This window comes from Actinopolyspora mortivallis, from assembly GCF_003001495.1.
Lineage (GTDB): Bacteria > Actinomycetota > Actinomycetes > Mycobacteriales > Pseudonocardiaceae > Actinopolyspora > Actinopolyspora mortivallis_A.
Window position 1 is genome coordinate 46087 of the sequence record NZ_PVSR01000008.1, and the last position, 22247, is coordinate 68333.

The 22247-nt window shown below is 70.2% G+C and carries 19 protein-coding genes; 18 read left to right on the top strand and 1 reads right to left on the bottom strand.

Translation table 11 applies throughout. The annotated features are described in order from the left end of the window. The first annotated feature begins 172 nt into the window (after window positions 1-172). The 17 genes from CEP50_RS07915 (at window position 173) to CEP50_RS07995 (ending at window position 20827) form a co-directional block, all read left to right on the top strand. A complete protein-coding gene (locus CEP50_RS07915) occupies window positions 173-1471 on the top strand; it encodes a geranylgeranyl reductase family protein (protein ID WP_106113285.1) in 1299 nt (432 codons plus the stop codon). A 159-nt stretch (window positions 1472-1630) separates the two neighbouring features. Next, window positions 1631-1996: an NADH-quinone oxidoreductase subunit A gene (locus CEP50_RS07920; protein WP_106113286.1), complete on the top strand. Its 366-nt coding sequence runs from the start codon at window positions 1631-1633 to the stop codon at window positions 1994-1996. A gap of 75 nt (window positions 1997-2071) precedes the next feature. Continuing rightward, window positions 2072-2773: a NuoB/complex I 20 kDa subunit family protein gene (locus CEP50_RS07925; RefSeq protein WP_106113287.1), complete on the top strand. Its 702-nt coding sequence runs from the start codon at window positions 2072-2074 to the stop codon at window positions 2771-2773. A gap of 6 nt (window positions 2774-2779) precedes the next feature. Further along, window positions 2780-3514, top strand: coding sequence for an NADH-quinone oxidoreductase subunit C (locus CEP50_RS07930; protein WP_106113288.1), 735 nt, complete (start codon window positions 2780-2782; stop codon window positions 3512-3514). Between the two features lie 64 nt (window positions 3515-3578). Then, window positions 3579-4931, top strand: a complete 1353-nt coding sequence (locus CEP50_RS07935) for an NADH-quinone oxidoreductase subunit D (RefSeq protein ID WP_106113289.1) — start codon at window positions 3579-3581, stop codon at window positions 4929-4931. Beyond that, window positions 4932-5723 carry an NADH-quinone oxidoreductase subunit NuoE gene (gene nuoE / locus CEP50_RS07940; RefSeq protein ID WP_106113290.1) on the top strand — a complete coding sequence of 264 codons (792 nt, stop codon included), beginning with the start codon at window positions 4932-4934 and terminating at the stop codon, window positions 5721-5723. It begins immediately after the preceding gene. 8 nt (window positions 5724-5731) lie between these two features. Next, window positions 5732-7078 carry an NADH-quinone oxidoreductase subunit NuoF gene (gene nuoF, locus CEP50_RS07945; protein ID WP_106113291.1) on the top strand — a complete coding sequence of 449 codons (1347 nt, stop codon included), beginning with the start codon at window positions 5732-5734 and terminating at the stop codon, window positions 7076-7078. Then, window positions 7075-9762, top strand: a complete 2688-nt coding sequence (locus CEP50_RS07950) for an NADH-quinone oxidoreductase subunit G (protein ID WP_106113292.1) — start codon at window positions 7075-7077, stop codon at window positions 9760-9762. Before nuoF ends, CEP50_RS07950 begins: the two co-directional genes overlap by 4 nt. A gap of 2 nt (window positions 9763-9764) precedes the next feature. Beyond that, complete coding sequence (nuoH, locus tag CEP50_RS07955) at window positions 9765-11099, top strand: NADH-quinone oxidoreductase subunit NuoH (protein ID WP_106113293.1); 1335 nt, start codon at window positions 9765-9767, stop codon at window positions 11097-11099. After that, window positions 11086-11652: an NADH-quinone oxidoreductase subunit NuoI gene (gene nuoI / locus CEP50_RS07960; RefSeq protein ID WP_106113338.1), complete on the top strand. Its 567-nt coding sequence runs from the start codon at window positions 11086-11088 to the stop codon at window positions 11650-11652. Before nuoH ends, nuoI begins: the two co-directional genes overlap by 14 nt. Beyond that, window positions 11652-12686 carry an NADH-quinone oxidoreductase subunit J gene (locus tag CEP50_RS07965; protein WP_106113339.1) on the top strand — a complete coding sequence of 345 codons (1035 nt, stop codon included), beginning with the start codon at window positions 11652-11654 and terminating at the stop codon, window positions 12684-12686. Before nuoI ends, CEP50_RS07965 begins: the two co-directional genes overlap by 1 nt. Next, a complete protein-coding gene (gene nuoK, locus CEP50_RS07970) occupies window positions 12683-12982 on the top strand; it encodes an NADH-quinone oxidoreductase subunit NuoK (protein WP_106113294.1) in 300 nt (99 codons plus the stop codon). The genes CEP50_RS07965 and nuoK overlap by 4 nt, the downstream gene beginning before the upstream one ends. Window positions 12983-13049: 67 nt before the next feature. Next, entirely contained in the window at window positions 13050-15020 is a 1971-nt protein-coding gene (gene nuoL / locus CEP50_RS07975) for an NADH-quinone oxidoreductase subunit L (protein ID WP_181188273.1), read from the top strand. Window positions 15021-15072: 52 nt separating this feature from the next. Then, on the top strand, window positions 15073-16656 hold the full coding sequence (locus CEP50_RS07980; RefSeq protein WP_106113295.1) for a complex I subunit 4 family protein: 1584 nt from the start codon (window positions 15073-15075) through the stop codon (window positions 16654-16656). A gap of 71 nt (window positions 16657-16727) precedes the next feature. Next, on the top strand, window positions 16728-18302 hold the full coding sequence (nuoN, locus tag CEP50_RS07985; protein ID WP_106113341.1) for an NADH-quinone oxidoreductase subunit NuoN: 1575 nt from the start codon (window positions 16728-16730) through the stop codon (window positions 18300-18302). A 47-nt stretch (window positions 18303-18349) separates the two neighbouring features. Then, entirely contained in the window at window positions 18350-19387 is a 1038-nt protein-coding gene (locus CEP50_RS07990) for a polyprenyl synthetase family protein (protein WP_308729369.1), read from the top strand. Between the two features lie 87 nt (window positions 19388-19474). Beyond that, window positions 19475-20827, top strand: a complete 1353-nt coding sequence (locus tag CEP50_RS07995) for a sunset domain-containing protein (RefSeq protein WP_106113297.1) — start codon at window positions 19475-19477, stop codon at window positions 20825-20827. Window positions 20828-20848: 21 nt separating this feature from the next. On the opposite strand, the gene CEP50_RS08000 is transcribed toward CEP50_RS07995, so the two are convergent. Next, entirely contained in the window at window positions 20849-21289 is a 441-nt protein-coding gene (locus CEP50_RS08000) for an Lrp/AsnC family transcriptional regulator (protein WP_181188269.1), read from the bottom strand. A gap of 74 nt (window positions 21290-21363) precedes the next feature. Here CEP50_RS08000 and ddaH point away from each other — a divergent pair, with 74 nt between their 5' ends. Next, a complete protein-coding gene (gene ddaH, locus CEP50_RS08005; RefSeq protein ID WP_258175033.1) occupies window positions 21364-22236 on the top strand; it encodes a dimethylargininase in 873 nt (290 codons plus the stop codon). Window positions 22237-22247 lie beyond the last annotated feature (11 nt).

Genomic DNA, 22247 nt, shown 5'->3' on the forward strand with positions numbered 1-22247 from the left:
GATCTCGTGGGACGACGCGGAACCGTCGAACGTGTCAGGCGTTTCGTCCTAGACTCGTTAGTGAACTCGTTCACAAGTACGCCGGTTCGGTGAAGGCCGTCCCACGACCGGTGATCGCCGTGGCGCGGGACCGGTCGCCGACCGGTGCGTTCCTTCGACCTCAGGGAGTTTCATGGACACCACCTCCAGCCACCAGCGCCCCGCCGAGGACGCGGAGGTGATCGTCGTCGGGGCGGGTCCCGCCGGGGCCACCGCGGCGACCTACCTCGCCCGCGCCGGAGTGGACGTGCTCGTTCTGGAGAAGAGCACCTTCCCCCGGGAGAAGGTCTGCGGGGACGGCATCACCCCCAGGGGGGTGAAGGAGCTCGTCGACCTGGGGGTCGACACCGGTCGGGACGCGGGATGGCTGCACAACCGCGGCCTGCGGGTGGTCGGCGGCGGGGTGAGCCTGGAACTGGACTGGCCCGACCTGGCCGACTACCCGCCCTACGGCCTGGTGCGCCCCCGCCACGACTTCGACGACCTGCTCGTCCGACACGCCCAGCGCGCCGGAGCCCGGCTGCGGGAGCACACCTCGGTGACCGAGGCGCTGACCGACGAACGCACCGGACGGATCACCGGGGTGCGCGCCAAGTCGGGCCCGGAACGGACCGAGGTGACCTACCGGGCGCCGCTGGTGGTCTCCTGCGACGGGGTCTCCGGGCGGTTGGCCCTGTCGATGGGATTGGAGCGCAGCGCCGACCGCCCCATGGGGGTGGCCGTACGCCGCTACTACGCGAGCCCGCGCAGCACCGACGACTACCTGGAGTCCCACCTGGAACTGTGGGACCACTCCGACCCGGCGGAACCGAAGCTGCTGCCGGGCTACGGCTGGATCTTCGGCATGGGGGACGGCACGGCCAACGTGGGACTCGGTGTGCTGTCCACCTCGAAGGCCTACGGCAGGACCGACTACCGCGCGTTACTGCGTACCTGGTTGGAGGGAACCCCCGACGAATGGGGGCTGCGCGAGGACAACGCCACGGGCAGGATCGGCGGGGCCGCGCTGCCCATGGGGTTCAACCGCAAGCCGCACTACGGTTCCGGCCTGTTGCTGGTGGGCGACTCCGGCGGAATGGTGAACCCCTTCAACGGGGAGGGCATCGCCTACGCGATGGAGTCGGCACGGCTGGCCGCCGAGTGCGTGGTCCGCGCCCGGGCCCGAACCGAGGGGCAGTCCCGGGAGCGGGCGCTGCGGCGCTACCCGGAGGCGGTCGCCGAGTCCCTCGGGGGCTACTTCCGCATGGGCACCGTGTTCAGCAGGATCATCGCCCACCCGACGGTGATGCGCACCGCCACCAGGTACGGCCTGCCCCGGGTGACGCTGATGCGCTTCGTGCTCAAGCTGCTGGCGAACCTCTACGACCGCAGGGGAGGCGACGCCATGGACCGTGTGATAAGTGCCACTACTCGGCTCACGCCTAGCGCCTGAGGGGGCGCGTCTGATCAGATTCCAGCGACCGTGTGCGGTAATTCATAAAGTTAGGTTCACCTCAATACAGGGTGGATTCGGGCGACCGCATACAGTCCCGGATGCGGCCGCCGAATCGGCTCGGGAGGCCGCGGGAACCGGAGTAAGGAGGCAGGCACAGTGCTGGATCCCTACATCCCGCTGGTGCTGATGTTCGCGCTGGCGTTCGGCTTCGCCGTGTTCTCCGTCGCGGTCGCGTCGCTGATCGGGCCGCGCCGGTACAACCGCGCCAAGCTCGACGCCTACGAGTGCGGCATCGAACCCTCGCCGCAGCCGGTCGGCGGTGGCGGTCGTATGCCGGTCGCCTACTACCTGACGGCGATGATGTTCATCCTGTTCGACATCGAGATGGTCTTCCTGTTCCCGTACGCGGTCTCCGCCGACGCGCTCGGGCTCTACGGCGTGGTCGCGGTGATCCTGTTCATCGTCACCTTCGGTTTCGCCGACCTCTACGTGTGGCGGCGTGGTGGCTTCGATTGGGACTGACCATGACGCCGCGCTGGGACAACGCCCGGATCACTGCCTCGCCGGTCGGGGCTGCTCGTGGAAGGGAGTGCCGAGATGGGGCTTGAGGAGAGCCTGCCGAACGGCATCCTGCTGGCCAATGTGGAGAAGCTGGTCAACTGGACCCGCAAGACCTCGATGTGGCCCGCGACGTTCGGTCTGGCCTGCTGCGCGATCGAGATGATGACGGTCGGCGGATCGCGGTACGACATCGCGCGGTTCGGGATGGAGCGGTTCTCGGCGACCCCGCGCCAGGCCGATCTGATGATCGTGGCCGGTCGGGTCACCAACAAGATGGCGCCGGTGCTGCGCCAGATCTACGACCAGATGCCCGAGCCGCGCTGGGTGCTGGCCATGGGCGTGTGCGCCTCCACCGGCGGGATGTTCAACAACTACGCGGTGGTGCAGGGCGTGGACCACGTGGTGCCGGTGGACATGTACCTGCCGGGCTGCCCGCCCCGCCCGGAGATGCTGCTCGACGCGATCCTCAAGCTGCACGCCAAGGTCATGGACGAGCCGATCAACGCCAAGCGCGCGGAGCTGCAGGCCGAGCGGGGCGAACGCACCGAGCTGACGGCCTCCTCCGAGAAGTACGCGCCGAAACGGGCGGGCAAACGCAGGATGGCCCAGCGCCAGCAGCAGGCCCAGCGCCGCGAGATGGGCGCGGAGGGCGAACTCGGGGCCGCCGGTGTGGAGAGCCTGCCCCCGGGAGGCTCCGGTGGTTCCGGGCGGCGCGACGAGATATCGACTGGCAGGTGATTGTCGATGAGCGGTGAAGAGGCCTCGGGCGGCCTTCCCGAGACGGCGGCCGAGCACACCGGTCCCGACACCGAGGAACGCGAGGTGGTCGCGGGCCGCCCCCGCAAGGGCATGTTCGGTGTCACCGGCACCGGGGACACCTCCGGCTACGGTGGCCTGCGGCTGCCCGCCTACGTGCCGCCCGCGGCCGAGCGACCCTTCGGAGGCTGGTTCGACGAGGTCGCCGACGGGCTGTTCGAGGGGATGCACAACAGGGGTGTTCCCCCGGAGGCGGTGCTGCGGATCACCGTGGACCGCGACGAGATCACCTTCTACGTGGACCCCGAACACCTGGTGGAGATCTGCCGCATCTTCCGCGACGAGCAGCGGCTGCGCTTCGAGTTCTGCAGCAGCGTCTCCGGTGTGGACTACGGGCCCGAGGTTCCGCGTCGCCTGCACTCGGTCTACCACCTCACCTCCATGACCTACCGCAGGAGGATCCGGGTGGAGGTGGCCGTCGACGCGGAGGACCCCCGGGTTCCGTCCGTGGTGGAGGTCTACCCCACGGCCGACTTCCAGGAACGCGAGGCCTGGGACATGTTCGGGATCGTCTACGAGGGACACCCCGGGCTCACCCGCATCCTCATGCCGGACGACTGGCACGGACATCCGCAGCGCAAGGACTACCCGCTCGGCGGCATCCCGGTGGAGTACCAGGGCGCCGAGGTGCCCCCGCCCGACCAGCGCAGGTCCTACACGTGAGCGGTTGTGAATCCGTCGGACGCGCCCGCCGCGGCGGTCGGGCAGCGCCCTTCGAGGAGGACTCATGAGCATCGACGCCGACCAGGCCGCCGGTTCCCGTTCCGGTGGTGACCCGTTCTCGGCGGAGGCACGGGAGACCACCGAGGGAAGGGTCTACACGGTCACCGGAGGGGACTGGGACGACTTCCTCGACGACGCCGACCGGGAGGAACGCGTCGTCATCAACCTGGGACCGCAGCACCCCTCGACCCACGGCGTGCTCCGACTGGTGCTGGAACTGGAGGGCGAGCGGGTCACCAAGGCCCGTTCGGTGATCGGCTACCTGCACACCGGGATCGAGAAGAACACCGAGTACCGCACCTGGACCCAGGGCGTCACCTTCGTCACGCGGATGGACTACCTGGCTCCGCTCTACAACGAGGCCGCCTACTGCATGGGGGTGGAGAAGCTGCTGGGGATCTCCGCGCCGAAGCGGGCGGAGACGATCCGGGTGCTGCTGATGGAGCTCAACCGCATCTCCTCGCACCTGGTGTTCCTGGCCACCGGGGCCATGGAGCTCGGTTCCACCACCGGGATGACCTACGGCTTCCGCGACCGCGAGGAGGTGCTGCACCTGCTGGAGTTCCTCACCGGGCTGCGGATGAACCACGCCTTCATCCGGCCCGGCGGGGTGGCCCAGGACCTGCCGGAGAACCACCGGGAGAAGATCCTGGAGTTCTGCAAGGTCATGGACAGCAGGCTGACCGACTACGACAAGCTGTTCTCCGGGCAGCCGATCTGGAAGCAGCGCCTGCAGGGGGTGGGCTACCTCCCGCTGGACGCCTGCCTGGCCCTGGGAACCAGCGGGCCGATCCTGCGTTCGGCCGGTCTGGGCTGGGACCTGCGCAAGATCCAGCCGTACTGCGGCTACGAGGAGTACGACTTCGAGGTCCCCACCAGCACCGACGCCGACTGCTTCGCCCGGTTCCTGCTGCGGGTCGAGGAGATCCGGCAGTCGCTGCGCATCGTCCGCCAGTGCGTGGACAAGTTGGAGTCCGGTCCGGTCATGGTGGAGGACCCCAAGATCGCCTGGCCCGCGCAGCTGACCGTCGGCCCGGACGGCATGGGCAACTCGCTGGAGCACGTGCGCAAGATCATGGGTCAGTCGATGGAGTCGCTGATCCACCACTTCAAGCTGGTCACCGAGGGCTTCGACGTGCCCCCGGGCCAGGTCTACGTGCCGGTGGAGGCGCCCCGGGGCGAACTGGGCTACCACATGGTCTCCGACGGAGGAACCCGACCCATGCGGGTCCACGTGCGGGACCCCAGCTTCGTGAACCTGCAGGCCTTTCCCGCGATGGCCGAAGGCGGTCTGGTCGCGGACGTGATCGCCGTTGTCGCCTCGATCGATCCGGTGATGGGTGGGGTGGATCGTTAAATGACCGAGCAGTTCGACTACACCAGAACCGAGCACGTGCTCGACCCGAGCGGACCGACCCCCGCCGAACAGGCCGGATCCGACGCGGACGTCTTCGACGAGCGGGTGCGGGCCGAGGCCGGGGCCATCGTCGAGCGCTACCCGGACTCGCGTTCGGCGCTGCTGCCGATGCTGCACCTGGTGCAGTCGGTGCAGGGGTGCGTCACCACGGAGGGGATGCGTTTCTGCGCCGAGCAGCTGGCGCTGTCCACCGCCGAGGTGAACGCGGTGGTCACCTTCTACACCATGTACAAACGCGAGCCCTGCGGGAAGTACCTGGTCAGCGTGTGCACGAACACGCTGTGCGCGGCCATGGGCGGGGACGAGACCTACCGGGCCCTGTCCGAGGAGCTCGGGGTCGGCCACGAGGAGACGGCGGGCACGCCGGGCAGCGAGGGCTCGGTGACCCTCGAACACGCGGAGTGCCTGGCCGCCTGCGACTTCGCCCCGGTGATGCAGGTCAACTACGAGTACTTCGACCACCAGACCGCCGAGCGGGCGCTGGAGACGGTGCGCGCGCTGCGCCGGGGGGAACCTCCCCACCCCACGCGGGGGGCGCCGCTGACCGACTTCAAGGACACCGAGCGTCAACTCGCCGGGTTCTTCGACGGACCCGGGGCGCGGGAGGCGGCCACCGCCTCCGCGTCCGCCCCGGAGACGGTGCGCGGTGCGGAACTGGCCCGGCAGGAGGGCTGGACCGCGCCGCCCATGCCCGACGAGGTCGACCTTCCGCCGGTCCCGGACACGAAGTGAGGCGGGCGATGAGTGAAGCGAACACCCACGGAACGACGGCCGGCGCGGGTTCCGCCCCGCTCACCCCGGTGCTGACCAGGCGCTGGCTGTCCCCCGAGTCCTGGTCGCTGCGCACCTACGAGCAGCTGGAGGGCTACACGGCCCTGCGCACCGCCCTGGCCGCCCATCCCGACCAGATCACCGAGCTGGTCAAGTCGGCGGGGCTGCGCGGACGCGGCGGGGCCGGCTTCCCCTCCGGCGTCAAGTGGGGCTTCATGCCCAAGGACCGCTCCCGGCCCCACTACCTGGTCATCAACGCCGACGAGGGAGAACCGGGCACCTGCAAGGACGTCCCGCTGATGATGGCCGACCCGCACTCGCTGATCGAGGGCTGCGTGATCGCCGCCTACGCGATGCGGGCCAACCACTGCATGATCTACGTGCGCGGCGAGGCGCTGCACTGCATCCGCAGGTTGCACCACGCGGTGCGGGAGGCCTACGAGGCGGGCTACCTCGGCCGCAACATCCTCGACTCCGGCTTCGACCTGGACGTGGTGGTGCACGCCGGGGCGGGAGCCTACATCTGCGGCGAGGAGACCGCGCTGCTGGACTCGCTGGAGGGCAAACGCGGCCAGCCCCGGCTCAAACCGCCCTTCCCCGCCCAGGCCGGGTTGTACTCCTGCCCCACCACGGTCAACAACGTCGAGACGATCGCCTCGGTGCCCTACATCGTCAACGGCGGCGCCGAGTGGTTCCGCTCCATGGGCCGTGAGAAGTCCCCGGGCCCCAAGATCTTCTCGCTGTCCGGGCACGTCGAACGCCCGGGGCAGTACGAGGCCCCGCTGGGGACGACGCTGCGGGAGCTGCTCGACCTCGCCGGGGGCATGAAGGACGGCATCCCGCTGAAGTTCTGGACTCCCGGGGGCTCCTCGACGCCGCTGTTCACCGCCGACCACCTCGACGTGCCGCTGGACTTCGAGGGGGCCACCGAGGCCGGGTCGATGTTGGGGACCACGGCCCTGATGATCTTCAACGAGACGGTCTCGGTGCCGTGGGCGGTGATGAAGTGGACCCAGTTCTACGAGCACGAGTCCTGCGGCAAGTGCACCCCGTGCCGGGAGGGCTGCTTCTGGATGGCCCAGGTGCTGGAACGGATGGTGGCCGGGCGCGGCACCGAGGAGGACATCGACACGCTGCTCGACGTCTGCGACAACGTGCTGGGTCGTTCGTTCTGCGCCCTCGGTGACGGCGCGGTCAGCCCCATCACCAGCGGCATCAAGTACTTCCGCGAGGAGTTCCTCGCCCTGTGCGAGAGCAACCGCGGTCAGGACAACACACAGGATCGTGAATCCGCACTGGCAGGAGTGGCCCGATGACGGTGGCATCCGCGTCCGGAAACGACACCGCAGAACCCCGGCCGGTGCCCGAGGGGCACGTCCGGCTGACCATCGACGGGATCGAGGTGGACGCCCCCGAGGGGGAGCTGGTGATCCGCACGGCGGAACGGCTGGGCATCGTGATCCCGCGTTTCTGCGACCATCCGCTGCTGGACCCCGCCGGGGCGTGCCGGCAGTGCCTGGTGGAGGTCGAGGTCAACGGCAAACCCATGCCCAAACCGGCGGCCTCCTGCACCCTGGCCGTCTCCGACGGGATGGTGGTCCGTACCCAGCGGACCTCGCGGGTGGCGGACAAGGCCCAGCAGGGCGTGATGGAGCTGCTGCTGATCAACCACCCGCTGGACTGCCCGATCTGCGACAAGGGCGGGGAGTGCCCGCTGCAGAACCAGGCCCTCAAGCACGGGCGCGCCGACTCGCGGTTCGTGGACCAGAAGCGCACCTTCGCCAAGCCCGTGTCCATCTCCTCGCAGATCCTGCTGGACCGGGAGCGCTGCGTGCTGTGCCAGCGCTGCACCCGGTTCTCCAAGCAGATAGCCGGTGACCCGTTCATCGAACTGCTCGAACGGGGGGCGCTGCAACAGATCGGTACCGGGGAGGAGCAGCCCTTCCAGTCCTACTTCTCCGGCAACACCATCCAGATCTGCCCGGTGGGGGCGTTGACCAGCGCCGCCTACCGTTTCCGCTCCCGCCCGTTCGACCTGGTCTCCACCCCCGGCGTGTGCGAGCACTGCTCCTCGGGGTGCTCCCAGCGCACCGACTGGCGGCGCGGGAAGGTCATGCGCCGGCTCGCCGGGGAGGACCCCGAGGTCAACGAGGAGTGGAACTGCGACAAGGGACGTTTCGCGTTCCGCTACGCCACCGCCGCCGACCGGTTCACCACGCCGATGGTGCGGGACTCCGAGTCGGGGCGGCTGCGCAGGAGCTCCTGGACCGAGGCGCTGCGGATGGCCGCCGAGGGGCTGCTCGACGCCCGCGACTCGGGCGGTGTGGGGGTGCTGCCCGGTGGCAGGCTCACCCGGGAGGACGCCTACGCCTACGGCAAGTTCGCCCGTATGGCGCTGCGCACCAACGACGTCGACCACCGCGCCCGCCCGCACTCCCCCGAGGAACTGGACTTCCTCGGCGCGGCCGTCGTCGGCACCGGTCCGGAGCGCGGGGCGGTCACCTACGCCGACCTGGAGGCCGCCCCCACGGTGCTGTGCGTGGCCTTCGAACCGGAGGAGGAGTCGCCCATCGTCTTCCTGCGGCTGCGCAAGGCGGCCCGCAACGGGGGGACGAGGGTGTTCCACCTCGGACAGTGGGACTCGCCCGGTGTGGAGAAGACCATCGACGTCATGGGGGCCGGGGGCCCCGTCCACAGCGGAGAGCTGCTGCGCTGCCTGCCCGGTGAGGAGGCCGTGGCGCTGTCCGAGCTTCCCGAGGAGGTGGAGCGCGGGCTGAGCGAACCGGGAGCGGTGCTGGTGGTCGGCGAGCGCGGCGCCCGCATCCCGGGGCTGTACTCGGCCGCGATGCGCGCCGCCGAACGCACCGGCGCGCGGCTGGCCTGGATTCCCCGGCGCGCCGGGGAGCGCGGGGCCGTGGAGGCGGGAACCCTGCCGACGCTGCTGCCCAACGGCCGCCCGGTCACGGACCCGGTGGTCCGCGCGGACCTGGAACGGCAGTGGGGAGCCGAGGAGGGCACCATCCCGGGGCGGCCGGGACGGGACCTCGACGGGATCCTCGCCGCCGCCGAGTCGGGGGAACTGTCCGGCCTGCTGGTCGGTGGGGTGGACCCGGAGGACCTGCCCGACCCGGCCCGGGCCGACCGTGCCCTGCGGGCGGTCGACTTCCTGGTGAGCCTCGAACTGCGCCCCAGCGGGGTGACCGAGCACGCCGACGTGGTGCTGCCCGTGGCGCCCACGGTCGAGAAGTCCGGCACCTTCCTCAACTGGGAGGGGAGGCCCAGACAGTTCGAGATCACCATCGAGGGAACCGGCGCGGTGCCGGACTGCCGGGTGTTGGACACGCTGGCCGTGGAGATGGACGTGGACCTGTTCACCCAGACCCCGGCCGCGGTGGCCGGTGAGATCGAACGGCTCGGCCCGAACCCGGGAGTACGTCCCCAGCCGCCGGATGTTCCAGCGCAGCCCCCGCAGCGCCCCGGTCCGGGGCGGGCGCTGCTGGCCACCTGGAGACACCTGCTGGACAACGGGAGTCTGCAGGACGAGGAGCCGCACCTGGCCGGAACGGCCCGTCCCCCCGTCGCCCGGCTCTCCGCCGAAACCGCGCGTCAGCTGGGGGTGAGCGCTCCCCAGCCGGTGGTGATCACCACCGACGGGGGAGGGGAGCTCACCCTCGACTCCGAGGTGGTGGACATGCCCGACGGGGTCGTCTGGGTGCCGGGCAACTCGGGGGAGTCCCGGATCAACCGGAAGCTCGGGGTCGGACACGGCGCGGTGGTGGACATCGCCGCCAGCTCCGCGCCCCCGCGCGGCGGCGTGACCGATCCGGAGGACGCCGCCGGAGCGGAGGTCCCGGCCGGTACGAGTGAGCGGGAGCTCCCGCTGGCGGCCGTGCACGAGCAGTACCGCACCAACGGGCACGCCGGCCACGGCGGCCCCAACGGCAACGGCCGGGCCGACAACAACGGCGGATCCCGCCAGGCCGACGGGGGAGGCGCGTAACCATGAACGAGACGGCACGCCTGATCGCCGACGACCCCATCTGGCTGATCCTGCTCAAAGTGGTGGGAACCTTCGCGTTCCTGGTGGTGATGACCCTGCTGACCATCTGGGCGGAACGCCGGGTCATCGGCAGGATGCAGCAGCGCCCCGGCCCGAACCGGGCGGGACCCTTCGGCATACTCCAGTCCCTGGCGGACGGGCTCAAGCTCGCCTTCAAGGAGGACATCCGCCCGGTGCTGGCCGACAAGTGGATCTACATCCTCGCCCCGGTGGTCTCGGCGACCCCCGCGCTGGTGGCCTTCTCTGTGATCCCGGTCGGCGGGGAGGTGACCATCCTCGGCGAGCGCACCGCCCTGCAGCTGGTCGAGCTGCCGGTGAGCCTGCTGGTGGTGCTGGCCAGCGCCTCGGTCGGGGTCTACGGCATCGTGCTGGCGGGCTGGTCCTCCGGCTCCCCCTACCCGCTGCTGGGAGGGCTGCGCTCGGCCGCGCAGGTGATCTCCTACGAGATCGCGATGGGGCTGTCGTTCATCGCGGTCATCCTCTACGCGGGCACGCTGTCCACATCGGGCATCGTGGCGGCCCAGGAGAACGGGTGGTTCTTCGCGCTGCTGCCGTTCAGCTTCGTGGTCTACGCGATCGCGATGGTCGGCGAGACCAACCGCGCCCCCTTCGACCTTCCCGAGGCGGAGTCCGAGCTGGTCGGAGGGTTCCACACCGAGTACTCCTCGTTGAAGTTCGCGCTGTTCTTCCTCGCCGAGTACATCAACATGGTCACGGTCTCGGCGCTGGCGACCACGTTGTTCCTCGGCGGCTGGCACGCGCCGTGGCCGCTCTACCTGGTCGGGGACGGGGTGCTCAACACCGGGTGGTGGCCGGTGCTGTGGTTCCTGCTCAAGACGATGGCGTTCCTGTTCGTCTTCGTCTGGCTGCGCGGCACCCTGCCGCGGCTGCGCTACGACCAGTTCATGAACCTCGGGTGGAAGGTGCTGGTCCCGCTGAGCCTGGTGTGGATCTGCGCCGTCACCGCCATCCGGGGGGTGCGCAACGCCGACCTGGTCGGTTCCCGGGAATTCCTGTTCATCGGCGGGGGAGTGGTGGTGGCCCTGCTGCTGCTCGCCTTCCTGGTACCGGACCGGAAACCGCAACCGGCCGAGCACGACGAGGACGAGGTGCCGCTGACCGGCGGCGGGTACCCGGTGCCGCCCGTGGACCTGCGGGTTCCCGAGAGCCCACGCGGGACCACCGTCTCGGCCACCTCGGGCGGGCGTGCGCGGCTGCCCGAGTCCGGCCAGGAGTCCACCGGATCGACGAAGGAGGATCCCGATGGGAGTGACTGATCCGCTGAAGGGCTTCGGGGTCACGCTGTCCAAGATGTTCAAGACGGTGCTCACCGAGGAGTACCCCGAGGTCAAGAAGATCCCCGCGCCGCGTTTCCACGGCAAGCACCAGCTCAACAGGCACCCGGACGGGCTGGAGAAGTGCGTGGGCTGCGAGCTCTGCGCGTGGGCCTGCCCCGCCGACGCCATCTTCGTCGAGGGCGGGACCAACACCGAGGAGGAGCGGTACTCCCCGGGGGAGCGCTACGGGTTCGACTACCAGATCAACTACCTCAGGTGCATCGGCTGCGGACTCTGCATCGAGGCCTGCCCGACGAGGGCGCTGACGATGACCAACGAGTACGAGACCGCCGACGACGACCGGCGGAACCTGATCTACACCAAGGAGGACCTGCTCGCCCCGCTGCTGCCGGGCATGGAGCAGCCGCCGCACGGGATGCGGCTCGGTGAGGACGAGCAGGACTACTACGTGAACGGTCCGGAGCTCGCCCGTCGTCAGGGGGTCCCCGAGAACACGACGGTGGAGACCGGCGACGAGGAGGCCGTGCGGTGATGATCCTGACGGCAGCCGGCACGGTGCTCGCGCAGACGCCGCTGGCCCAGCAGGGCGTCGTCGGCACCGGCGAGACCGTGGTCTTCTGGATTCTCGGGCCGCTGGCCCTGCTCGGCGCGCTCGGCATGGTGTTCGCGCGCAGCGCCGTGCACTCGGCGCTGTGGCTGGTGCTGACGATGCTGAGCCTCGGGGTGCTCTACATGGCCCAGAACGCGCAGTTCCTCGGGTTCACCCAGATCATCGTCTACACCGGCGCGATCATGATGCTGTTCCTGTTCGTGCTGATGCTGGTCGGCAGGGACGCCTCCGACTCGGTGGTGGAGGTGCTGCGCGGCCAGCGGCTGGTCGCGGGAGTGCTCGGGGTGGCGCTGGCGGTGCTGCTCACCGCCGGGCTGGCCCGGTCGCTGGAGGGGGTGGTTCCGGCCGCCCCGCTGGACCCGTGGGCCCCGGGTGGGGGAGCCGCGGGCGGACTCGGCCAGGTGATCTTCACCGACTACCTGTTCCCGTTCGAGCTCACCTCGGCGCTGCTGATCACCGCCTCGCTCGGGGCGATGGTGCTGGCCTACGGCGGCAAGGGGCGGAAACCCCGCATGAGTCAGCGGGAGACGGTGCGGGCGCGGTTCCGCGGCGAGTACGCCCGTCCCTCCCCGCTGCCGGGCCCCGGTGTGTACGCCACGGCGAACTCGGTGGCCACCCCCGCGTTGCTGCCGGACGGTTCGGTGGCCGAGGACTCGCTGTCGGAGATCCTGGACAACACTCCGGTGGAGCGGCTGCGGCCCGACCGCGAGGCGGTCTCCGGCGAGGTCGAGTCCCCCGATCCGCACGCGCTGACCGGGCACTCCCCCCAGCGGAGCGGCTCCGAGGAGTCCTCCGAGCAGCGGGAACGGGGCGGGGAGCACTCCTCCGGGGAGAATCCCGGTTCCGCGCGGGGCGGTGACGGTGACGACCACGGCGGCAACGGTTCCGTGCCCACCGTGGACGGTGACGTCCCCGAGAACCCCGGCGCCGACTCACCCGAGGAGGTCAGGCAGTGACCCCCACCCACTACCTGCTGCTTTCGGCACTGCTGTTCACCATCGGCACGGTCGGGGTGCTGATACGGCGCAACGCGATCGTGCTGTTCATGTGCGTGGAGCTGATGCTCAACGCGGTCAACCTCTCCCTGGTGACCTTCGCCCGCGTCGAGGGCACGATCGACGGACAGGTCATGGCCTTCTTCGTGATGGTCGTCGCCGCCGCGGAAGTGGTGGTCGGGCTGGCGATCATCATGTCCATCTTCCGCACACGCCGATCCGCGTCCGTCGACGACGCCAACCTGCTGAAGTACTAGCCCACACCGAACGGACGCACAGCGCATGAACCCACGGAACGGATGGGGAGACAGCGTGACGACTTCCATGCTGGCCGCTCCGGAGCCGGTGCAGACGGCCCAGGGGGCGATTCAGAACAACGCGTGGCTGATCATCGCGGTCCCGTTGCTCGGTGCGGCGGTGCTGCTGCTGGCGGGCAGACGCGCCAACGGGTGGGGGCACCTGCTGGGCTGCGCCACGGTGATCGCCTCCTTCGGGTACTCCCTGGCCCTGTTCGCCTCGGTGACCGAAGGGGGACCGCCGGCGCGGTCGCTGCACCTGTTCTCCTGGATCCCGGTCAACGCCCTGCAGGTCGACTTCGGACTGCGGATCGACCCGCTGTCGCTGGTGTTCGTGCTGCTGATCACCGGTGTCGGCGCGCTGATCCACATCTACTCGATCGGCTACATGGCCCACGACCAGCAGGGTCGCACCGGCAGCGCGAACACCGAACGCCGCCGGTTCTTCGGCTACCTGAACCTGTTCGTCGCGGCGATGCTGGTCCTGGTGCTCGGCAACAGCTTCGTGACCCTGTACCTCGGCTGGGAGGGCGTGGGTCTCGCCTCCTACCTGCTGATCGGTTTCTGGCAGCAGCGCCCCTCGGCGGCGGGAGCCGCCACCAAGGCCTTCGTCATGAACAGGGTCGGCGACGTGGGACTGGCGTTGGCGATCTTCCTGATGTTCGCCCACCTCGGCACCACGCAGTACGCCGAGGTCTTCGCCCGCGCCGGTGAACTGCCCTCGGGGGCGCTGCTGGCAGTGACCCTGTTGCTGCTGCTCGGAGCCTGCGGCAAGTCCGGTCAGGTGCCGTTGCAGGCCTGGCTGCCCGACGCCATGGAGGGCCCCACCCCGGTGTCGGCCCTGATCCACGCCGCGACGATGGTCACAGCCGGGGTGTACCTGATCGCCAGGGCCAATCCGCTCTACAGCCTCACCGGCACGGGGCAGCTGGTCGTCGCGCTGGTCGGGGCGGTCACCCTGCTGGTCGGCTGCGTGATCGGCTGTGCCTACGACGACATCAAGAAGGTGCTCGCCTACTCCACGGTCAGCCAGATCGGCTACATGATGCTGGCGGTGGGGCTCGGTCCCGCCGGGTACGCGCTGGGGATCATGCACCTGCTCACCCACGGCTTCTTCAAGGCCGGGCTGTTCCTCGGCGCCGGGTCGGTCATGCACGGCATGAACGACGAGGTGAACATGCGCCGGTTCGGCGGGCTGTACCGCTACATGCCGATCACCTTCGCCACCTTCGGCCTGGGCTACCTGGCGCTGATCGGTTTCCCCTTCCTGTCCGGGTACTACTCCAAGGAGGCCATCATCGTGGCCGCCTTCGGCGAACCCGGCTGGCGCGGCTGGGCGTTCGGCGGGGCCGCGGTGCTCGGTGCCGGGCTGACCGCCTTCTACATGACCCGACTGATGCTGATGACCTTCTTCGGCGAGCGCCGCTGGGAGAACCGCACCACGGCGGACGGTCGGAGTTTCCACCCGCACGAGTCGCCGCCGGTCATGACCGGCCCCATGATCGTGCTCGCCGTCGGTTCGGTGGCGGCCGGTTTCGTGTTCACCAGCGGGGACCGGCTGGTGCGGCTGCTGGAACCCACCCTCGGGGAACTGCACGAGGGGCACGCGGCGCTGCCGCACTCGGTGATACCGGTGCTGACCCTGGGACTCTCCGCGCTGGGCGTGCTGCTGGCCTGGCTGGTGGTGGGGCGTCGCCCCGTGCCGGAGGCCCGGCCCCAGCGGGTCTCGCCGCTGGTCCGCGCCGCCCGCGCCGACCTGTACGGCAACGCGCTGAACCGGGCGGTGGCGGTGCGTCCGACCGTGGGGCTGGCGAACGGACTGTCCCGTTTCGACCGGGCCGGTGTGGACGGTGCGGTCAACGGCCTGGCCCTGACGCTCGGCGCGACCTCGCGGGTGCTGCGCAGGTGGCAGACGGGCTTCGTCCGCTCCTACGCGATGTCCATGTTGCTCGGCGGTGTCCTGCTGGTCGCCGCACTGATGTCGGTGGGGACCCTGTGACGGTGGCCCGCCGGTCGAACTCTCGCGAAACTGCCGGAGAAGAGGGGACGCGATGAACCTGCTCCTCGCGCTGATCCTGCTGCCGCTGCTCGGCGCGGTCGTCGTCGCGCTGGCACGGGGCAACGAACCCGCGGCCAAGTGGACCGCGTTGGGGTTCGCGCTGCTCGAACTCGTGCTCGCCGCCGCGGCGTGGGGGGTCTACGAACCGGGTGCCGCGCGCCTGCAACTGTCCGGTTCGGTGGACTGGATCCCGCGTTACGGGGTGAGCCTCTCGTTCGGACTGGACGGGATCGCGCTCGTCATGGTCGCGGTGATCGCGCTGCTCATGCCCCTGGTGCTGGGCTTCAGCTGGAACGAGCGACTGCCCGCCGGACGCAGCCGCGGTGGCTTCTTCGCGCTGCTGCTGCTGCAACAGGCCCTGACGGTGGCGGTGTTCGCGGCCACCGACCTGTTCCTGTTCTACGTGCTGTTCGAGCTCATGCTGATCCCGATGTACTTCCTCATCGGGGGCTACGGGGGTGAACGGCGCCGCTACGCCGCGGTGAAGTTCTTCCTGTACTCCTTCCTCGGCGGGCTGATCATGCTGGCCTCCGCGATCGGTGCCTACACCTACGCGGCCAGCACGACCGGGGTCGGCACCTTCGACTGGGCGACGCTGCGCGGCGTGCTCTCCGAGGCCCCCCTGGAGGTCCAGGTGTGGGTGTTCGTCGGGTTCTTCGTCGCGTTCGCGGTCAAGGCCCCGCTGGTTCCGCTGCACACTTGGCTGCCCGACGCGGCGCAGCAGGCGCCGGTGGGGGTGCTGGTGCTGGTGGTCGGCGTGCTCGACAAGGTGGGGACCTTCGGTTTCCTGCGCTACAGCCTGCCGCTGACCCCCGAGGCCTCCCGGATGCTGGCCCCGCTGGTGCTGACCCTGGGCGTGGTCGGGGTGCTCTACGGCTCGTTGCAGGCGCTGGGCCAGACCGACCTGAAGCGGCTGCTGGCCTACGTCTCCATCGCGCACTTCGGCTTCATCGCCCTGGGGATCTTCGCGTTCACCTCGCAGGCGCAGGTGGGGGCGGCCTCGTACATGGTCAACCACAGCATCGCCACCGGAATGCTGGTGCTGGTGGTCGGAATGATCATCGCCCGGGGCGGTTCCACCAGTATCGCCGACTACGGCGGCATGGCACGGATCACCCCGCTGCTCGGCGGGATGCTGCTGGTGGCGGGTCTGAGCACGCTCTCGCTTCCGGGCACGAACTCGTTCGTCAGCGAGTTCCTCGTGCTGCTCGGCTCCTTCACCACCAGGCCGGTGTACACGGTGCTGGCCACGGTGGGGCTGGTGCTGGCGGCGGCCTACGTGCTGCGGCTCTACCAGCGGGTGATGCAGGGCCCGCCCTCCGGGACGGCCGTGCTGGACACACTCGGTGGGCCCGGTGCCGCCACCGATCCGGAGGCGGCCGTGGGCGGCGGGAGCCGGACGACACCGCGCGACCTCGACGGCAGGGAGATCGGGGTGCTGGCCCCGCTGGTGGTGCTGGTGCTGGTCCTCGGCCTCTACCCGGCGCCGATGCTGGACGTGATCACACCGTCGGTGGAGGCAACCATGAGCGAGGTCGGCGTTACCGATCCCGTGACCTCTCAGGGAGGTAACTGACAGTGGGAGTGCTGACGCAATCGCAGACCGCGCCGCTCGGCGGCGGCCGGGTACTGGCCCAGTCCGCCGAGATGCCCCAGATCGACTACGGGGCGGTGGCTCCCCTGCTGATCGTGTTCGGGGCCGCCTGCCTCGGCGTGCTCGTCGAGGCCTTCGCGCCCGCGCACCGGCGGTGGTCGGTCCAGGTGGGACTGACGTTGCTGGCCGTGCTGCTCGCGGGGGTGTTCCTGGGCATGCACGCCCAGGAGATCAACACCGGGGCGACCACGCTGGCGGGCACCCTGGCGATCGGGCCGGCGGCCCTGTTCCTGTGGGGAACCCTGCTGGCGCTGTCCTTCGGGGCGGTGCTGCTGCTGGCGGACCGTTCGGTGGAGCCGGGCGGGGCCTTCGTCGCCGAGTCGAACATCCTCGCCCGGCCCGGTGAGTCGACCGGCACGCCGGTGGACGCCCCCGGTGCTGCCTCGGCCGCCGTGATGCAGCGCTCCGCCCCCGGCGGGGTGGGGATGCGGACCGAGGTGTTCCCGCTGGCGCTGTTCTCGCTCGGCGGGATGATGGTGTTCTGCGCCGCCAACGACCTGCTCACGATGTTCGTGGCGCTGGAGGTGCTCAGTCTGCCGCTGTACCTGCTGTGCGGGTTGGCCAAGCGGCGCAGGCTGCTGTCCCAGGAGGCGGCGGTCAAGTACTTCCTGCTCGGGGCCTTCGCCTCGGCGTTCTTCCTGTACGGGCTGGCGCTGCTGTACGGCTACTCCGGTTCGGTGCGGCTGCCCGAGATCGCGGCGGCCACGGCAGGCAGTCTGCGTTCGGACACCCTGCTGTTCGCCGGTCTCGGTCTCGTGGTGATGGGGCTGTTGTTCAAGGGTTCGGTCGCCCCCTTCCACCTGTGGACCCCGGACGTCTACCACGGGGCGCCGACGGCGGTCACCGGATTCATGGCCGCCTGCACCAAGGTCGCCGCCTTCGGCGCGCTGCTGCGGCTGCTGCACGTGGCCTTCCAGGCCTCCAGCTGGGAGTGGCACTGGGTGCTCTGGACGGTGGCGGTGGTCTCCATGGTGGTCGGCGTGGTGCTGGGGCTGACCCAGCAGGACGTCAAACGCATGATCGCCTACTCGTCGATCGCCCATGCGGGATTTCTCATGGTCGGTTCCATCACGTTGACCGACCGTGGGCTGATGGCCACGTTGTTCTACCTGCTCGCCTACGGTTTCACCACCCTGGCCGTGTTCGGCCTGCTCGGGCTGGTGCGCACCTCGGAGGGTGAGGCCACCCGGATGTCCGACTGGGCCGGGCTGGCCAGGCGCTCGCCCCTGGTGGCCGGGGTGTTCACCTTCCTGCTGCTCGCCTTGGCGGGCATCCCGGCCACCAGCGGTTTCATGGGCAAGTTCGTCGTGTTCTCGGCGGCCTTCTCCGCCGGTATGGGCCCGCTGGTGGTGATCGCCCTGCTGGCCAGTGCGCTGGCCGCCTACCTCTACATCCGTCTCGTCGTGCTGATGTTCTTCCACGAACCGGCCCCCGAGGGGCCGACGGTCAGCGTGCCGGGGCCGTTCACCACGGCGGCCGTCACCCTGGGCGTGGTGGTGACCCTGCTGCTCGGGGTGGTTCCGATGCTGGCGCTGGACTGGGCGAGTGTCGGTGGCTTTGTGTCGTAGGGTGTCCCTCGCAGAGCATGTTCGGGGGAGACGAAGGCGACGGTGACGTGACCAGCCCAGTTGGTGATCCGACGAACGGTGCGCCGTGGGAAGCGGCCACCGTGGTCGGCGGTTTCGACATAGCCGATTCGACACTCGCGGAGTCGGTGCGCGGGGGGATGAGCCGGGTCGAGCGTCTGCTGCACGAGGCGGTGGAAAGCGACCTGGACTTCGCCACCCGCGCATCGCTGCATCTCGTCGACGCCGGCGGCAAGAGGTTCCGTCCGTTGTTCACGCTGCTCAGCGCGGAGTTCGGCGAGCCGGACCGGGAAGCCGTCATCACGTCGGCGGCCGTGCTCGAAATGGTGCACCTGGCCACGCTCTACCACGACGACGTGATGGACGAGGCCACGATGCGCCGGGGTGCGACCAGCGCCAACGCCAGGTGGAACAACTCGGTGGCCATCCTCACCGGCGACTTCCTCTTCGCCCAGGCCTCCCGGATGGCCGCGGACCTCGGCAGCGACGCGGTGCGCACCCTGGCCCGCACCTTCGAGGCGCTGGTGACCGGCCAGATGCGCGAGACCGTGGGTCCCGATGCGGGGGAGGACCGTGTCGAGCACTACCTCGAAGTGATCTACGAGAAGACGGGCTCGCTGATCGCGACCTGCGGGCGTTTCGGGGCGTCCTTCTCCGGGGCCGATCCCGAACAGGTCGCGGTGCTGGAGAACGTCGGCAAGATCGTCGGCACCGCCTTCCAGATCTCCGACGACATCATCGACATCGCCTCCCCACCCGACGAGTCCGGCAAAACCCCGGGCACCGATCTTCGGGAAGGGGTCCGTACGCTGCCGATGCTGTACGAGCTGACCGCTCCGGGCGGGGATCCCCGGCTGCGGGAGTTACTGGCGGGCACCCTCGACGAGGACGAGGACGTCCAGGAGGCGTTGCGGCGGTTACACGACTCGGTGGGGCTGAAACGGGCCCGCGCGGCGTTGGACGAGTACGCGGCCAGGGCCAACGAGGAGATCGCCGGGCTGCCCGACGTGCCGGCCCGCCGGGCGCTCTACGCGCTGGTCGACTACGTGGTGGCCCGCACCCGGTGATCCGCCGCACACCTCCGGCTACCGCGAACGGGGGCAGCGCGGTCATACTCGTGGCCCGGCAGCGTCGCGAGAGAAAGGACGACAGCGGTGACGTGGCTGTTTACCCAGGTCTGGCTGTGGAGCTTCGCCGGGTTCCTGTGCGGCGTGCTGCTGACCTGGATGCTGTTCGTCCGTCCCGCCCACCAGCAGCTGCGTGCGCTGCGGGAGCGGCTCTCCACGGTCGACCGGTCCCCGCAGGAGACCGCCGCCGAGCGGACCTCGGAACTTCCCGAGCAGGACACGGACACCGCCGTGTGGGACCTGCTGGACACCGACGAGGAGGGCACCGTTCCCGCCGCGGACCGGCCCTTCCGGACCTCGGAGCCCGCCGCGCAGCCGGAGGAGTGGCCCACCGAACGGGTCCTCCCCGAGGAGGAGGCCCCTCCGGAGCCGCGGGTGTGGGGGAGCTGGATACGTCGGGCGCAGCGGGACTTCGGCGCCGAGGTCTTCGCCGCCGAGGGCGAGGACAGTCACCCCGGGGTCACCGCCGTGGACGGCACCGACACCGTCGACGGGGCCTTCGCCCCGGGGCAGGGGGACGAACTGACCCCGGAGCACCACCGGGAGACCTCGTTGCGGCACCGTCGTGACGAGCTCCCCGAGGAGTCCTCGGCCGAGGTGCCCTCGGCGCCCGCCGAGCTGGCCCCGGGGGCCGAGTTCTCCGCGCCCGGTGAGAACACGTGGTTCACCGCCACCGACTTCGACATGTACGACACCGACAGTCCGGACCGGCGGCAGTACGAGTCCGCCGAGACCGACACCTCCCCCCGGTGGAGCGAGCGCCCGTCCGGGGAGGAGAGCCCTGCGGGGCAACCGTCCTCCGCCGCACGCCCCGCCGAGGAGGAGCCGCAGACGGAGGGGGAGCTCACCGGCAGGCTGCGGTCGCTGTTCGAGCCGCTGTCCACCCCCGGGATCTCCCCGGACCAGCAGGGGGCGGAGCTGCCGCCCACCACCTCCGAACAGCGGGAGCACCCGGTGGACGAGCCGGAGAAGGACGGACCTCCCGGGGACGGGACCGCGAACGCCTCGGGGGAGGGCACCGCGGGCGCGGAGCTGCCCCGCCGTGTGCCGGGCAGCTCCACCCGCCCGGGCACCCCTCCCCGCGCGCGCCCGGTCATGGCCGGACGCGTCCCGCACTCGGAGGAGACCTCCGCGCGGACTTCCCGGGAGTCCACGGACGCAGGGGGGACCCCGCCGCAGGAGTGGTACCCCGACGAGGAGCACCCCGAGCGGCAACGGCCGGACGAGAGCTACACGGTCAAGGGGCAGTTCGCCTCGCGGCAGTACCACACTCCCGACTCGCCGTACTTCGAGCACGTGGTCGCCGAAGTCTGGTTCCGCACCGCCGCCGACGCGGAACAGGCCGGGTTCGAGGCCTGGGACGGGCAGCGGCGGGGCTGAGAGCGGAGCCGCCCGCGGGGCTCAGGCCTGGGGCGGGCGGTCCAGCAGCCGGGACAGCACCACGGTGGAGACCGTCCTGTTGATGAACTCCACCCCGCGCAGCCGCTCCAGCGCGGTCTCCAGGTGGTGGATGTCGGCGGCGCGCAGGTGCACGATCGCGTCGGCCTCGCCGGAGACCGTGTAGGCCCGCACCACCTCGGGCAGCGGTTCCAGCCCGGCCAGCAGCCTGTCCGTGGGGACGTTTCCGTGGCAGTGCACCTCGACGAAGGCCTCGGTCCCCCAGCCGAGGGCCTCCGGGTCCACCACGGCGGTGAATCCCTGGAGGATGCCGGTGTCCAGCAGTTTGTCCACCCGCCGTTTGACGGCCGGGGCCGACAGCCCCACCTCCTGGCCGATCTCGGCGTAGCTGGCCCGGGCGTCGGTGACCAGCTGCGAAACGATTCGTTGGTCCAACGGGTCCATGTGCAACATTCTGCCGTATTCACCGCAACAAAGACGCATTGAATACTGTCTGAGCAGCGATTAGATTGCGAATCATGTCGGTGTCTGCTGTCGCTGCTCCTCAGGTCGTCCCGCAGCACGACGAGGGCGAGAAAGTCGCCACCCGTCGGCACTACGTGATGTGCCCGCCCGAGTACTTCACCGTGGAGTACTCCATCAACCCGTGGATGGACCCGGACACCCCGGTGGACACCGAGCTGGCCATGTCCCAGTGGCAGCAGCTCCGGGACATCTACCTCCGGCTGGGGCACACCGTCGACGTCGTGCCCGCCCAGCCCGGCCTGCCGGACATGGTGTTCGCGGCCAACTCCGGCACCGTCATCGCCGGAAAGGTCCTCGGCGCCCGCTTCCGCACCGACGAGCGCGCCCCCGAGGCGGAGCACTTCCGCCGCTGGTTCTCCACCAACGGCTACCGCGACCTGGTGATGCCCTCCAGCGTCAACGAGGCCGAGGGCGACTTCGCTTGGACCGGCAGTCTGCTGCTGGCGGGCAGCGGGTTCCGCACGGACCCGGGCGCGCACCCCGAGGCGCAGGAGGTGCTGGGGGTGCCCGTGGTCTCGCTCAAACTGGTCGACCCGCGCTACTACCACCTGGACACCGCGCTGTTCGTGCTGAACAAGGGCGAGCACCCCCGGGTGGCCTACTACCCGGAGGCCTTCTCCGCCGGCTCGCAGCAGGTGCTGCGCAGGCTCTTCCCCGACGCGGTGATCGCCGACGCGGCCGACGCCGAGTGCCTCGGGCTGAACGGGGTCTCCGACGGCAGGAACGTGGTGCTGCCGCGCGAGGCCACCGGCCTGGCCCGCAGCCTGGAGAAGCGGGGTTACGAGCCGGTGCTGACCGACGTCTCGGAGCTGCGCAAGTCCGGCGGCGGGCCGAAGTGCTGCACAATGGAATTGCACGCCGAGTGAGCCGCCGCGCG

Coding starts and splice junctions, on each gene's coding strand:
- CEP50_RS07935 (WP_106113289.1), top strand. CDS start 3,579: ATGAGCATCGACGCCGACCAGGCCGCCGGTTCCCGTTCCGGTGGTGAC.
- nuoN (WP_106113341.1), top strand. CDS start 16,728: ATGCCCCAGATCGACTACGGGGCGGTGGCTCCCCTGCTGATCGTGTTC.
- nuoF (WP_106113291.1), top strand. CDS start 5,732: ATGAGTGAAGCGAACACCCACGGAACGACGGCCGGCGCGGGTTCCGCC.
- ddaH (WP_258175033.1), top strand. CDS start 21,364: ATGTCGGTGTCTGCTGTCGCTGCTCCTCAGGTCGTCCCGCAGCACGAC.
- CEP50_RS08000 (WP_181188269.1), bottom strand. CDS start 21,289: ATGGACCCGTTGGACCAACGAATCGTTTCGCAGCTGGTCACCGACGCC.
- CEP50_RS07980 (WP_106113295.1), top strand. CDS start 15,073: ATGAACCTGCTCCTCGCGCTGATCCTGCTGCCGCTGCTCGGCGCGGTC.
- CEP50_RS07925 (WP_106113287.1), top strand. CDS start 2,072: ATGGGGCTTGAGGAGAGCCTGCCGAACGGCATCCTGCTGGCCAATGTG.
- nuoE (WP_106113290.1), top strand. CDS start 4,932: ATGACCGAGCAGTTCGACTACACCAGAACCGAGCACGTGCTCGACCCG.
- CEP50_RS07965 (WP_106113339.1), top strand. CDS start 11,652: ATGATCCTGACGGCAGCCGGCACGGTGCTCGCGCAGACGCCGCTGGCC.
- CEP50_RS07950 (WP_106113292.1), top strand. CDS start 7,075: ATGACGGTGGCATCCGCGTCCGGAAACGACACCGCAGAACCCCGGCCG.
- nuoH (WP_106113293.1), top strand. CDS start 9,765: ATGAACGAGACGGCACGCCTGATCGCCGACGACCCCATCTGGCTGATC.
- CEP50_RS07930 (WP_106113288.1), top strand. CDS start 2,780: ATGAGCGGTGAAGAGGCCTCGGGCGGCCTTCCCGAGACGGCGGCCGAG.
- CEP50_RS07915 (WP_106113285.1), top strand. CDS start 173: ATGGACACCACCTCCAGCCACCAGCGCCCCGCCGAGGACGCGGAGGTG.
- nuoL (WP_181188273.1), top strand. CDS start 13,050: ATGCTGGCCGCTCCGGAGCCGGTGCAGACGGCCCAGGGGGCGATTCAG.
- nuoI (WP_106113338.1), top strand. CDS start 11,086: ATGGGAGTGACTGATCCGCTGAAGGGCTTCGGGGTCACGCTGTCCAAG.